Here is a 15,764-nt window from a genome sequence, read left to right on the forward strand (position 1 = left end):
TTTTAGATAGTACGAAAGTTCCTTTTTGACAGTCAGCCGTGACCCTTGAAGGCAATCACCGATCTCGAAAAATTCATCATGACCGGACAGCAATCAGATTTTCAACAGGTTACAAAGCGAAAACAAATCCACACTGCGCAAAAACTCTTTGGCAATAGTTGTCAGCTCACGGGATCTGAGCACCAGTGCGTTATCGGCGTTGAGTGCCTGTCGTAAGTAGTCATCATTCAGAGAGTTCTCAAAGTCTTCAGAGCTCTGAATTTCAGACATCATGGCATAGAGTTCTTCTGGTGAGGATGGGTCATGAGCACCATAGGAGTGTCGCTCGTAGCACGATTCGAAGGAAGCCTCGGCCCAACAATAGGTTAAGCAGCCGCCATTTGTGTTTGTCAATTGATACAGATAATGAGTGAAGGCCTTCTGGATCGCCAGCGCGGATTGGTTGCGTAATGAATCACGTTTTCTCCGACTTAATTCCCGATTGCCCCTGTCCCTGGTTTTTTGATCAATCATGAATCCGACATGAGTATTAATCTGTGCGAACTGCCAGGAAGGTTTCCCCAGGATAATCAACGGACGGTGGTTCCCCCTGCCTGAGGTTACATTCGGAAAAGCGGGCTGGTGCGCCAGCATTCGTTCTATATTGGGAATGCCCTCAGGTGTGTCGGTCCAGGCGTTCTGTAAGAGTCGATTGGTGATTTCATATTCAAGGAATGATGAAAAGCCATCATAACAATGATCGACGAACGAGGTGCCTTGTCTCCGTTGGAAGTCTTCATAAGCTTTCTGCCATAACTGACTATTTTTTTCCCTGAAAAATAACTGTTTATACCACTTTTTCTGGCAATGAGTGGCTTCAACCTTGAGTTCATCGACGCTTTTCAGACGCACCAATAGGTTATGATTTTGGGCGTATATAGAAGAGTACTCATCGGCCAGCATTGGATCCAGCCAACCCAATTTCAGGACTTCAAGGGCAAAGCGAATAACCGATGACTTGGTCAGGTCACTATCTTTCAGTATTTCTACCATTGAAAAAAACCAACTTATAGCGTCCAGTTCGTCCTCATTAATTATTTTTGGATGGAGTAACTTGAGTTGTTCAATGACCTGCCCTTCATCACCGTCGTACAATATTTCTATCACCGCCTCCGATATTTGTTTAAGTTGTTGCCCTTGGCAATTGTCCAATACCTCTTTCCCCAGCGACACTATTATTGAGACAGCCAGGGAAAAACTGATTAAATCTCTTTGCTCCCAAAGGTTCCCGGTTATGTTGGAAATAATTAGCCTGGCTTCTGGCAATGCGCTGTTTTTATCAAGGGCTTTGTTCAGTTCCTCAAGGCTCATATCACAGGCTTTAGCCAGAGTTTGCTGTTGTGACAAATCAGCACCTTTCAGGAAATCTTTCAGGAAAGCCTTATGCTTCTTTAACTCAGTGCTGGTACTACTGACATTGGTACTGGGCTGGACGTCAGGTTTGAAATCTATTCTCTCGACAGGCGCCCCGCCCAGATTCACTGACACCCAGGTTTGGCCTTCATCAACGGAATATTCAGCAAAGGCGTGGATTTGGCTATTCACTTGCCGGGATGGAATCCCGAAATAACGACAAAAAGCAACAAAAACAGGCGCACGATGACGGCAGCCCCCTTGCCGTTGTGTTACCAGAAATTTAAAGAAATTCTCATGTCTCGATGGTTTAGCCTTACCGGAAAACTGTCGGCAATATTCCCTGATCGCCTCAATTCGTTGCTCAGTGTTTTTGGCGTCTTTTATTTTCTGCAAAGGCTCTTGTATTTCGGTCGGTTGTTCTTTAATGGTCATAAACAGTGGGTCCAGTATGGTTTTCATACCTTCTGAACACCGGGCGTCAAGCTGTGTTGGTCGTTCTGGTCGGGTTGATTGCGGAGCTGTTTTTCTGCCCGGTTTTCTGGTTTCTACGACATAATCAAATTTAATTTTCTGGTGGGCTTTGGCCTTTGGAATCAGCACTATGTGAAGCCCGGTATATCGATCCCTGAACAGGGTGAATGGCAAATCGGTTGATATACGCAGGGCAACGACGTAGTCGTTAAACGTCAGGCTGGGCAATGAAAAAAGATTAGCTTTCGATGATAACAAAATGCTTGCCATCGTTTGATTGCTGGCTAGTGTCATGTGGTAACGTCCTGGTAACGGGTCCGGTGTGAGGGTTTCGAACCCCTCAAGGCATTGCACCCCAAGAAAGGCCTTTTCGACATTACCCTTGGCAGTCACATCAATATTCAATACTTCCCAGCGATGCATAAAGGAAGGATACTTCTGTGTATTAAAAACGTTATAGTCTTTAACTTCTGGCAGCTTCAGCTTCTCATAATTCGTTGTACGGTCCAATACCAGAAGATCAGACTGACCGGACGCTCTGTTCAGCGGGCCCTTATCGATAGTTCTCCGGTCCAATGTCTGATGATCAGGCTGGCTGACAGGAGATGTTCCACTCACAGGGCCTCTATTGTTTGTTCTCCGGTCTAATGCCTGATGATCAGGCCGGTTCCTGGAAGGTGGGTCTATATAGCTTTTTATCCATTTCAATGTGTTAGCCAGGTTCGAGCGGGCTTTCGGACGGTATTTTTCAGGAGCGTTATCATTACCAACCGCTAAAGCTTCTTTACTATGATCGTCAACCTGATGGCTCGGCAGATTACTTATCTGATGCCAGAACGCAGGCCATAGTTGAACTGCGTCAGAGTTCCATGCCTCTATCCGCCGATCCGCCTCTCGAAGATAAGGCTGGGAAGCCGGTAATTTCAACGCTTGTTCCTGTGCTTGCGTCAGTGGAAATACGCTATTAGCATCCACACCCGTCTCGCAAAACTTATGTGCAAACCAGCGTTGCTGCCAGTGTCGGTAGATTGCCTGGATGAGCAGATCGTCCGACTCATCCGGCCTCAGGGAAAGACCGGATGCCTGCCATCTGGCCTGAGCCACCTTCTTGATGATTTCCGCTTTGACTTCCTCTTTATTCGGACGAGCCTTAACACGAATTTCATGGTTTTTTTCATCAATACTGTCGAGGTTACCGGGTCGTATCAACCACGGACGATCAATGTCCGGTAGCGTTTTGTTGAACCATTTGCAAAGTCCGGAATCAAGTGCCCTTTTATCCATGGCAAGAGTCGATGATTCGGGCAGTTCCTCCAGCGACAGGTTGGCGGCCATCAGGTAAAGCCGGTAGTGCTGATTGAGGCATTGATGAAGTGCTTTTTCGCTAAAATCGCCTCCTTTTTTGACAGCCATGGCGACATTCTGTAAATCGCGACTGGTGGGCTGTAACGGCAGGTCTTTCCGTTGCAGGCAGGCCCTTAAACGACAATGTTTTTCAGTCAGCTGTTTAGCGACGAATTTCCCTTTTGGGGAGTCTGGCAACACTTTCCCGGCAATGGTCTGCAATTCTGCCGAGTTATACTGGCGGATCGGCAAATGCCGAAAACGTCCTTTCAGCGCCGGTGATAAGGGTTTTCGCCCACTGTATTCAGGCGGGTTGATGGTGGCAAACAGGTGGAAGCCCGGATGAGCGTCACCGGCCAGAATATCATTTAACTCACCTTCCAGATGCTGGCTGTCGATCAGGTTCATTTCCGAAATAACTACGATGCCGCCCTTTACTTTTGCTTTCTGGATCACTTCACACAGTTGCTCCCAGGAACAATCACAGGCATTCAGGGGAAAGACCTCTGGCATGGTTTTTCCCCGTTCTTCAGCTTGCTGTTTAACACTTTTGATCAGCAGGTTCAGCGTGGCATCCTTACCCCGTCCAGCCGGGCCTTCAATCAGCGTTGCCTGACGGCCGCCGTGTTTTCTGTCGTGATGATAAGCCTGCTGACAGCGGCTTAAATCCTGTCCCAGATGTTGCACCAGATCAATGACTGCCGATCCGGAGGTATCAAACTCAGGTCGGAATTCTTTGGTGAATGCTTCGAAGTCCCGCTGTATATCTGGCAGGGTGTGGTTATGAACTTTGTCGCGCAGGGTGTTGTCCGGGTGGTAGTGGGCAGCAAACCAGATTTCCAGTGCTAAAAGGGCATCCTGTTGAGTCTCGCTGATTTCGGGACCCAGTAGATCCCGGAAACTTTGCTGGATCAAACTGTTCACTTGCTCACAGCTGGCACTGTCGCCTTCGGACAACGCTCGATCCAGATACCAACCCACCCAGCTGCAGATATCGGTTAAATCCCTGGGGGTAAACTCATGGTCGGGCAACAGCTCCTGATAATATTGCCACAGTGCCATCACACTTTTGCTGGCCCTGTGTGCAATGTCGTTTATTTTGTGGCGCTGTAAATGATTGAGCAAAGCCGGTTCTACTACTCTGTCCCGAAGGAAAGCCTGATCCAGACGTGGGTAGTAAGCCTTGGGCAGTTTCTCTTTCAGGGTCGGGTCCATTTGGCGCCCGGAGTAATGATCGGGGTTGCCGGTGAGAATTACCCGGTGTTTTTCGCTGACTTTGACAGGATGACCATTTACGTAGATGCAGGGTTCCGGTTCCCATAAGCCGTTCAGTGACGCCAGCAATCCGGCTTCGGCCAAGTTAGCCTCATCCAGCACCAGGGTAATGTATTCTCCGCCTTTGTCGGATTTGGTATTGACCCATTCCATCAATGCCCGGTTTTGCTGCGCCATAGAGCGGTCGCCGTTGTCTTGTTGTTGCCACTGCCAGCGTTTCATCAGGGTCTGTTCACTGTCAGAAGGTCCAAGGGAAATGACCGCAGACTGTCCTGAAGCCTTGGCCATTTTGGCGGAAAAGTAACTTTTCCCGGTTCCGGTTTCCCCCTCAAGGAAGATAACGGGAGAGTCTGTCAGCCGGTCATGGAGCCGGGATAAACGACGGCTTTCACGATCTTCCTGACTCATCTCGCCATGATAAAGATCTCTGGCCAGTGCAGACAGGGGCTCATCAGCAGAACCCTGCCATTTCAGTGATTCAGACAGCTGATTTTTTATACGTTCAATGCCTTCTGTCTCAGAACTCACTGTTCTGGCTATGTCAAAACAATCGCTGGCCAGGCCGTGGATGGCATCGGATCGGGTCTGCCCTGAGTGCAAAGGTAACTGCCAGCCAGAAGCCAGTGCATCTTGTAAACGTTTAATCTGTCTGGTTGGCTCGATAGCTAAGGATTGCCAGGGCTTTGTTGCCGCCGGATCGACTGCCAGCTGATAGGCTATGGCATCCCGTTGTTTTTCAGGCGCGTGGGCCAGGATCATGGCACAGAGCCTGTCCATAGCTTCTTTTTCAACTTGCTCTGGAAATGGACTTTTGTAGGACAGTTGTAATTCGATACCTTTAAAGACTGCCGGGTCAAAGGCCCGGGCCAGTGGCCACAGGTTCTGCCTGACAAACTTTCTATCCAATTGCGGGGCGCTACTGATGATCGCAGCTAACTGATCCGGGTCTAACGAGGCGGCTTGATCCCTGTCCGGTAACAAGTGCCAACAGGCCACTTTCATAAAATCACGCACGGACGGATGTTGTCGGGTGCCATGGGTGATGACGCTATTGATGGCCTTGCGCCAGTGGCAGGGCAGGAGCTGTAGGGAGTGGTCAACCTGCTGTGCCCGCCGGGCAGCCAGTATCAGATTATTCAACAGCCCTTCGGTCATTTCTGGCAGAGGGCTACAAAGGTTGCCAGGTATGGTTTTAAAAGCTTGGTAAAGTGAGTGAAGCGCTTGTTCTGGCAGGTCAGTCCGGGCGATACCATGCTTGCGGGCACTGATACCCCAGAGATCAACCTCAGGGCACGGCTCACCCCTGGCGACCATCGAATGAAATATTGAAGATATGCTTTTTGCAGACTCAGGCCAGAGTATTTTGATATGAGCTTTTGGATAGGCCTGCAATTGGCCATTCACCAACAGAGGTTGCCTGATAATCAGGGGTTCCAGAAGCTGCTGAAGCGTTGGATTACTCTCCAGCCCACGGAATACGACCGGCTTGCCAGCGGTTAGTGCCTCCTGCAACCCAGTCTGACGATGTCCAAAATGGGCCTTTTGTTCCGAGGTGATATGGATATTATCAAATAGCTGGCTGAATCGGGTCTGTTCATTGACCTGAATGACCAGAGGTGAATCCGGCTGCTTCCTGATCCAATGACTGGCCTGGGCAGGTTGCTGATAAGTGACGGTACTCACCGGGGCGTGATCTCTGGTTTTTTCCTGTGGGCAGGACAGAGAGACCTCATCCTTTTCTACCAAACCCAGGGCCTTCGGCTGATGTTTTGAATCAGTCACCCGGAGTCGGGGCTCCAGGCCGGTGGTCTCGTGAATCATCTGCAGTGAGCCGAGCAAGCGAAACCAGAGTGCCTCAGTAAGGGGTGACGTTACGGTGACTGATCCCCCCGTCCGAATCTGTTCCAACAGTCGGGTGTTAGGGACTGCATAGCCTTCCGGTGCAATGGCAATAGGGCTCAGCCATTGGGCAATATTACTCTGGTTAATGATGATGGGTTTGCGTAATGCGTGCTCTTTGTCACCTTCTTTGTCAAGAGCACGGGATAGACTTTGGAACAGCGAATAAAGCTCGTTATACCCAACCGGCATCTGATAAAACTGAACATCGTCGGGTAACGGACAGACCTTGCCATTGCTCTCAAAACACTTCTGCGCCAGCATTTGTCGAATCGTCTGTTCAAAGGCCAGATCTTCCCAGTTGGTTCCTTTCAGAATGACCCGTTGTCCGGCCTTCAATGATTCAAGCCTGCCTGGGATGTGCTGGATTCGCCCCTGTTTATCTACTCCGGGTCCACCCAGCAGTAACTGTCGCCAGTGACTGTGCAAGTGGCAGTTAATTAAAACGGTATTGTCGTCTTCCATAGTACTTTTGGCACGGGTGAATTCAGGCAATAAGGAGGAAACCTTGTCGATCTCCATCGATGGGTTATTGCCGGCCTGTGCGTCAAACTGCCAGGTATTGCCCGGTCGATTAACTCGTCGCCAGAAATCAGCCCCCGGTGCGTCGGCCCCCGGTGCGCCGACTGCGGACACTTCTTCATGCTGGCCAACCGATGCCAGCTGTTTAGGCTCTGCCAGGACTAATAAAGAAACATGCTCTCCCAGAGGGCGTTTCATCTGGCTGACTTTGTCGTACAGGCAGGGGTTATCCGGGTCCAGCAGATCGTTAAATTTGGGCAGATTCTCGCTGGTGATTTTTCGGATATCTATCACCAGGGTTAATGGCTTTGAACCTTCAAAGAGCTTACCTGAACGCAGAGTGTGACGACCCTCTTCGGAAATGCTTAACCGGCTCACCAGATTAGCCTGTGAGAGGTCATCGGGATGGGAAATAACAGTGACCTCCCGATGTTCATCGCCGGTCTGGGCAACTAAAAGCTGTCGAACTTCATCATCACTGGCGACAAAACGGAAATCGAAGGCATGAGTGACCTTTTGGAGTGATGAATCTATTGGGGATACGCTTCTCGCTCTGTCAGGCAACGTCCTCGGAGGAAAGGGTTTATTGAGTTCAGGAGTTACAAAAGAACAGGCTTTTGCTTTCTTTGATGATGAATCCAGCTCTGCTTTCCTGGCTGGCACGCCGCTCTTTTCACCACTCTCAGACAGTGCAAAACCAGGAACGGGGTTGTTGTTTATTTTCTCACCGATACGACCATCCATAACCAATCTCCCAACTGCCACCTGCAGAACTGAATTGAAGTTGTTAAGTTATTTGACCTTTAGATAGTACGGAAGTTCCTTTTTGGCGGTCAGCCGTGACGATTAAACGCTGTCAACGATTGCCAACAGTGGTGGTGAGTCAGTGTGGATTTGCGCCTTCGCGAGAATGACGGGGGTGAAGGCGGGAACCAGAGCTTTGCCACACCCTCCTTCGAGGGTGTTGGGGAGGGTGTCAACATGGTCAAACGGTTATCATGTATCCAATGCGTCACTCATCGAATTCAAGTCCAGGCTGTTCAAAAACTCTTCGGCAATTTTTGTCAGCTCATCGGATTTGAGCACCAGAGCGTTGCTGACGTTGAGTGCCTGCCGCAAGTAGTCATCCTTAATGGATTTCTCAAACAAGGGAGCGTGATTCGTTTCAGACATCATGGTATCCAGCTCTTCGGGTGAGGAGGGATCATGAGCGCCATAATTGCCTCTACTAAAATAGATATCCCAGAAGTTTGAATTGGCCCAACAATACGATAAACAACCCCCTTTCGAGTGTGTCAATTCGTACAGAAAATAACTGAAGGCCTGCGTAATTGCTTCCTCGCACTTGTGTTTTAAATTATCCACAAGTTTTTCCTCCTCCTCTGATATTTTATGGGACTCTGCAATGGATTTGTATTCGCTATTAAGCTCAGCCTCTTTTTGCTCAATTAGATTGTTAATTGCCTCTGGAGTTAATAGGCGACCGGAAAGAAAAAGCGTCTTCATCTGATTTTGCACATCATTCAGAAATTGCTTGCGATGGTGGGTTTCTTCTTTTTTGAGCGCTTCATATTGATTGATTTTTTTCGATAACTGCTTCAAGCCCGGGCTATTCTCCATTTTATGTTGGAGCAGGGCTTGGGTCTTTTCAGCAAATGCTGTGTCGTCCCAGAGAGGTTTCCCAATGACAATTACCGGACGGTGGTTCGCCTGGCCCGAGATTAGCTGCTTAAATGCAGGGTTGTGCAACAGCATTCGTTCTATATCCGGAATGCCCTCAGGTTCGTCCGTCCAGGCTTCCTGTAAAGATGAATCGGCAATATTACGTTTAAGGAATGACGAACATCCATCATAACCCTGAGTGATGAAAAAGTTAGTGGTACCACTTCTTGCCTTTTGTAACCCTTTATAAAACAACTGCCATTCCTGGCTATTTTTTTCCCTGGACAAGAACTCCGTATACCACTTTTTCCGGCAGTGGGCGGCTTTGACCTTCAGTTCATCGACGTCTTCCAGACGCACCAATAGCTGATGAAGCTCACGGGGCAGCGAAAAGTTCTTCTTATCGATTGGCAGTGGGTCCAGCCAACCCAATTCCATGGCTTCACGGGCAAAGTGAATAAACGAAGGTTTGGTTAGGTCACTGTCTTCCAGTATTTTCACTATGAATCTGTGCCACTGGTGTGGGTTTGCTCCGGCCTGATCAATCATTTTTGAGTGGAGCGACCTGAGCGGTTCAGTGATCTGGTCTTCATCGCTGTTGGACAATATCTGTTTGGCCGTCTCTGACATCGATTGATAAATATACCAATCGTTGTCAATCACATTAAGGTCCCACGGCTTCTCGAAATAGCTCAGTGCGTCTGTCCCCAGCAGCTCTATCAAGGAGACTCCCATGGAAAAGCCGGTTAAATCATTTCTCTCCCAGAGGTTCCTGATGATGTTGGAGAAACTCAGATTTGCTTCTGGCCAGGCACTGAGGTTATCAAGGTTTTTTTTCAGTTCCCCGAGGCTCATAACACAAGCCTTAGCCAGAGCTTGCTGGTGTGCTGAATCAGCACCTTTCAGGAGAGCTTTCAGATGTCCTTTAATCTTTCTTGAAACAGCGCCGGGATCATCGACCTGCCTGGTGGGCTGGAAATTATAGGTGATTTTTGTCGTAACCCCTTTTGCCCCGCCCAGAGACACCGATTCCCAAGTTTGGCCTTTATTCAGGGAATACTCGGCAAAGCCGTGAGTGTAGTTTCTAACATACCGACATGGAATTCCGAAATAACGACAAAGAGCTACAAAAACAGCCGTACGATGACTACAGCGACCTTGCCGCTGTGTTACCAGGAATCGAAAGAAATTTTCATTTTCCTCTGGTCTGGCCTTACCGGAAAACTGTTTGCAATACTCCTTGATTGCCTTAATGCGTTGTTTCGTGTCATGGGCGTCCGCTATTTTCCGCAATGGCTCACGTATTTCGGATGGTTGTTGGTCAATGGCCGTAAACACTCCGTGCAGTACTTTTTTCATTCCTTCTGAACAGTGGGTGTCAAACCTTGTTGGTGGATCTCTCAGGGCTTCTTTAACCGATGATTTTTTGTCCGGTTCTCTGGTTTCTACGACATAAGCCACCTCAATTCTCTGGTTGGCTCTGGCCTCCGGAACGTACAGTGTGTGAAGTCCGGTATAGCCACCCCTGACCAGAGTAAATGCCATATCGCCTTCGATACGCAGGGCGACGATATAGTCGTCAGGTGTCAGGCTGGGCAATGCAAATTCGCCATTCTTCGATGACCATTTAAAAGTCGCCAGCGTTTGATTGCTGGCTAATGTCACTTCCTGATTATGTCCCGGCAACCTTGCAGGCATGAGGGTTTCAATCCTCTGCATCTGTTGATCACTGATCTCGAGCTTTTCGATGTCGCCCTTGGCGGTCACATTAATATCATCTAACCAAAAGCGATACATATCGGAAGAAGTTTTCTCCGTTTCAAAAACTATATGGTCTTCATGATGTCTTGGCTCGCAGTTTTCATAGTCCGTGTCCCATTTCAACGGTGAAACGTGTTTCCAGTAGACTGCCGGATCGTATTCTTCAGAATCGTCAACCCTGTGGTTCCGCTGACCACTCATCTGATTCCAAAACGCAGGCCACAATTGAACGACATCGGATTTCCATTTGCTTAACCACTGATCAGCCTTCTGAAGATAAGGCTGGGAAGCGGGTAATTTCAGCGTTTGTTCCTCTTCTTCCGTCAGAGGAAGTACGCTATTGGCGTCAATACCAATCTGGTCAAAGGCATGAACAAACCAGCCTTGCTGCCAGTGTCGGTAAAGTGCCTGGGTGAGAACATCGTCCGACTGATCGGGGTTCAGGGGAAGGCCGGATGCCTTCCACCTGGCCTGGGCCACCCTCTTGATGATTTCCGTTTTCGCTTCCTCTTTGTCCAGAAGCCTGTTAATACGAATTTCATGGCGTTTTTCATTAATGCTGTTGCGGTCACTTTGTCGTATCAACCACGGACGATCAATGCCCGATACCGTTTGGTAAAACCATTCGCTCAGCTCAGGATCAAGCGCTCCTTTAGCCATGACAGGAGCCGATGACTCTGGCAGTTCCTCCAGCGAGATATTGGCGGCCATCAGGTAAAGCCGGTAGTGCTGTTTAAAGCATTGATGAACGGCTTTTTCGCTAAGGTCGCCACCTCGGTTGATAGCTCTGGCAACATTCTGTAAATCAAGGCTGGTGGGCTGCAACGGCAGCTTTTTGCCTTGCAGGTGAGCCCTTAAAAGACAATGTTTTTCTGTCAGCTTTTTAGCGACGAATATCCCTTGTGAGGACTCTGGCAACACTTTTTCGGCAATGGTCTGTAATTCTGCCGGGTTGTACTGCCGGATCGGCAAATGTCTAAAACGCCCTTTCAGCGCCGGTGATAGGGGTTTTCGCCCGCTGTACTCAGGCGGGTTGATGGTGGCGAACAGGTGGAAGCCGGGATGGGCGTCACCGGCCAGAATATCGTTTAACTCTCCTTCCAGATGTTGGCTGTCGATCAGATTCATTTCTGAAATCACCACGATGCCGCCTTTAATTTTTGCCGTCTGTATCTTTTCGCACAGTTTGTCCCAGGAACAATCACAGGCATTCAGGTAATAGACTTCCGGCATGGACTCTCCCCGTCGCCTGGCCTCCTTTCTGACACTTTCAATCACCAGGTTCAGCGTGGCATCCTTACCTCGTCCGGCTGGGCCTTCAATCAGTGTCGCCTGACGACCGCCGTGTTTCCTGTCGTGATGACAAGCCTGCTGACAGCGGTTTAAATCCTGCTCAACCTGCTGCGCCAGTTCACGGACTGCCGATCCGGAGGTATCAAAGTCTGGTCGGATTTTTCTGCTGACTGTTCCGAAGGTCTGCTGAATATCTGACAGGGTCTTGTTGCGAACGCTTTCGCTCAGAGTGTTCTTCAGGTCGTAACGGGCAGCAAACCAGATTTCCAGTGCTGACAGGGCATCCTGATGAGTTTCGGCGATTTCGGGACCCAGTACATCCCGAAAACTTTGCTGGATCAAACTGTTTATTTGCGCACAGGTCACACTGCCGCGTGCGGGCTGAGCACGATCCAGATACCAACCCACCCAGCTGCAGATATCGGTTAAATCCCTGGGGGTAAACTCATGGTCGGGCAAGAGTTCCTGATAATACTGCCAGAGTGCCATCACACTTTTGCTGGCAATGTGTGCAATGTCGTTTATTTGATGCCGTTGTAAATGCTCGAGCAAAGCCGACTCCACCACTCTGTCGCGAAGAAAAGCCTGGTCCAGTTTTGGGTAGTAAGCTCTGGGCAGTCTCTCCTTCAGGGCCGGGTCCATGTGGCGCCCGGCGTAATGATCCGGGTTGCCGGTGAGAATCACCCGGTGTTTTGGGCCGACCTTGACAGGATGACCATTCACGTAAATACAGGGCTCCGGTTCCCATAAGCCGTTCAATGATGCCAGCAATCCGGTTTTAGCCAGGTTGGCTTCATCCAGAACCAGGGTGACATAGTGTCCATCCTCGTTGGACGGAGTCTTGGCCCATTCCATCAACGCCCGGTTTTGCTGCACCATAGAGCGGTCGCCATCAGCGTGTTGTCGCCACTGCCAGCGTTTCATCAGGGTCTGTTCGCTGTCGGAAGGTCCAAGGGAAAGCACTGAAGCTTGTCCCGAAGCCTCCGCCAATTTGGAGGAAAAGTAACTTTTCCCGGTGCCGGTTTCTCCCTCAAGGAATATAACGGGAGAGTCTGTCAGCCGGTCATGGAGCCTGGATAAACGACGGCTTTCACGATCTTCCTGACTCATCTCGCCATAATAAAGATCCCGGGCCAGTGCAGACAGGGGCTTATCAGCGGAACCCGTCCATTTCAGTGATTCAGACAGGCGATGTTCTATGCGTTCAATGCCTTCTGCTTTAGAGTTTGCTGTTCTGGCTATGTGAAAACAATCGCTGGCCAGGCCGTGGATGGCATCGGATCGGGTCTGCTCTGAGTGCAAAGGTAACTGCCAGCCGCAAGCCAGTGCATCTTGCAAACGTTTAATCTGTCTTGTTGGCTCAATGGCTAAGGATTGCCAGGGCTTTGTTGCCGCCGGATCAACTGCCAACCGATACGCTATAGCATCTCGTTGTTTTTCAGGCGCGTGGGCCAGGATCATGGCACAGAGCCTGTCCATAACGTCTTTTTCACCCCATTCTGGAAATGGACTTTTATAGGTCAGTTGTAATTCGCTACCTTTAAAGACTGCCGGATCAAAGGCTCGGGCCAGTGACCACAGATTCTGCTTCACAAACGTTCTATCCAACCGCGGGGCGCTATTGATGATGGCAGCTAACTGATCCGGGTCTACCGAGGCGGCTTGATCCTTGTCAGGTAACAAGTGCCAACAAGCCACTTTCATAAAATCCCGTACTGAAGGATTCTGCCGGGTGCCATGGGTGATGACGCTATTGATGGCCTTGCGCCAGTGGCAGGGCAGGAGCTGAGGGGAGTGGTCAACATGCTGTGCCCGCCGGGCAGCCAGTATCAGGTTGTTCATCAACCCTGCCGTCATTTCTGGTAGCGGCTTACAAAGGTCGGCAGGTACGGTTTTAAACGCTTCGTAAAGTTTATGAAGCGCCTGTTCTGGCCGATCAGCCCAGGAGATATTATGCCTGACGGTACTGATACCCCAGAGACCGACTTCACCACAGGTCTCAGCGGTGGCAATCATCGAATGAAATACTGAAGATGGGCTTTTTGCAGACTCAGGCCAGAGTATTTTCATACGGGCTTTCGGGTAGGCCTGTAATTGGCCATTCACCAGCAGAGGTTGCCCGGCAAACAGAGGTTCCAGAAGTTGCTGAAGGGTTGGATTAGTTTCCAGCCCCCGGAATATCACCGGCTTGCCAGAAATCAATGCCTTCTGAAAGTCACTCTGACATCGTCCAAAATGCGCCTTTTGTTCCGAGGCGATATAGATATTATCAAATAGCTGGCTGAAGCTGGTCTGTTCATTGACCTGAATGACCAGACGTGTGTTCCAGTAACGATAAACCCAATAATTTGCCTCGTCAGGTTGCTGATAAATGAGGGTATTAATGTCAGTTTGAGCCCTGATTTTTTCCTCCAGGTGACGTTTACTGGCCAGAGAGTCTTCATCGTTTTCTGCCAATCCCAAGGCTTTCGGCTGCTGTTTTGAATGAGCTACCTGAAGTCGGGGCTCCAGGCCGGTGGTCTCGCGAATCGTCTGCAATGAACCCAGCAAACGAAACCAGAGAGCCTCAGTAAGGGGAGACGTCACGGTGACGGCAGCACCGGCCCGAACCTGTTCCAGCAGAGAGGTATTGGGTACTGCATGGCCTTCCGGGGCGATGGCAATCGGGCTCAGCCATTGGGCAATATTACTTTGGTTAATAATGATCGGGTTGCCAGGTGCCTGTTCTTTATCAGATTTTGTGACACCCTGTTGTTCACGAGGGTGAGACAGGCTTTGAAACAGTGAATGAAGCTCGTCATTCCCTACCGGCATCTGATAAAACTGAACAGCGTCCGGTAACTGACAGATCTTGCCATTGCTCTCAAAGCACTGTTGCGCCAACATCTGTCGTATTGTCTGTTCAAAGGCCAGATCTTGCCAGTCGGCCCCTTTCAGAATCACCCGTTGTCCGCTTCTTAATGACTCAAGCCTGCCGGGGATATGCTGTATGCGTCCCTGTTTATTCACGCCGGGGCCGCCCAGCAGCAACTGTCGCCAGTTGCTGTGCAAATGACAGTCAATAAGAAGGGTATTGTCGTCGTCCATTGCGCTTTCGGCTGAGGGGAGTTCAGCCAGTAGCGGAGGAACTTCGTCGATTTCCATCGCTGGGTCATTGCCGGTTTTTGCGTCGAACTGCCAGGTATTGTCCGGGCGATTAATTCGCCGCCAGAAGTCAGCCCCCGGCACGCCGGCCGCCGATGCGTCGTCAGGGCTGCCAACCGATCTCAACTGTTCAGGGTCTGCCAGGACCAGCAGAGCAACATGCTTGCCCAGAGGCCGCTTCTCCTGGCTGACTTTGTCGTATAGACAGGGATTATCCGGGTCCAGCAGGTCGTTAAATCTGGGCAGATCCTCGCTGGTGAGATTTCGGATATCGATCACCAGGGTTAATGGCTGTGAACCTTCAAACAGTTTGCCCGGATAAAGGGTGTGGCGACCCTCTTCGGAAATGCTCAGCCGGCTCACCAGGTTAGCCTGTGAGAGTTCATCGGGATGGGAAATAAGGGTGACATCCCGACGTTCATCGCAGGTCTGGGCAACTAAAATCTGACGAACCTCATTATCACGGGTGACAAAACGAAAATCGAAGGCATGAGGGGTTTTGCGGGGTGAGGAATCCGTTAAGGAAACGGTTCTTGCCCGGTCAGGTGACTTAATCCGGGGTGAGGATACATTGAGTCTGGCAATGACATCGGAGCAGATCTCGACATCATTTGCCGGTAATTCCAGCTTTGGTTTTTTGGCTGGTACAACATCGTCAGACGCGCCACTATCAAGAACCGATTTGTTTATTTCCCTGATCCGACCATCCATAGTCAATCTCCTTTCCTGATGTCCCTTGGAGGACTGTATTGAAATTACTTAATTATTTGACCTTGGGATGGGTTTAAAGTTCCATTTTAACTGTTACCCCTCTGCAGGGTTGTCCAGCCTGCTGTTCGGCTGCACTGAATCAGGTGCTCAGTTAATGTTTCCATTCCCGCGAAGGAACTCGTCATTCCCGCGAAGGCGGGAATCCAGGGCCAACAGTGGGACACCGCCTTCTCGAGGATGACAAGGCCAGGGCGAGTGCCGGGCAGTACGGTTCTGGTGGAGAGTCA

The 15,764-nt window shown here is 49.9% G+C and carries 2 protein-coding genes; both read right to left on the reverse strand.

Translation table 11 applies throughout. From position 1 onward, the window contains the following. Positions 1–93 precede the first annotated feature (93 nt). Entirely contained in the window at positions 94–7,650 is a 7,557-nt protein-coding gene (locus ACO6VG_RS02160) for an AAA family ATPase (protein ID WP_422472485.1), read from the reverse strand. Positions 7,651–7,902: 252 nt separating this feature from the next. Continuing rightward, entirely contained in the window at positions 7,903–15,477 is a 7,575-nt protein-coding gene (locus ACO6VG_RS02165; protein ID WP_422472487.1) for an AAA family ATPase, read from the reverse strand. Positions 15,478–15,764 lie beyond the last annotated feature (287 nt).

This window comes from Endozoicomonas sp. ALB032 (assembly GCF_049310125.1).
GTDB lineage: Bacteria > Pseudomonadota > Gammaproteobacteria > Pseudomonadales > Endozoicomonadaceae > Endozoicomonas_A.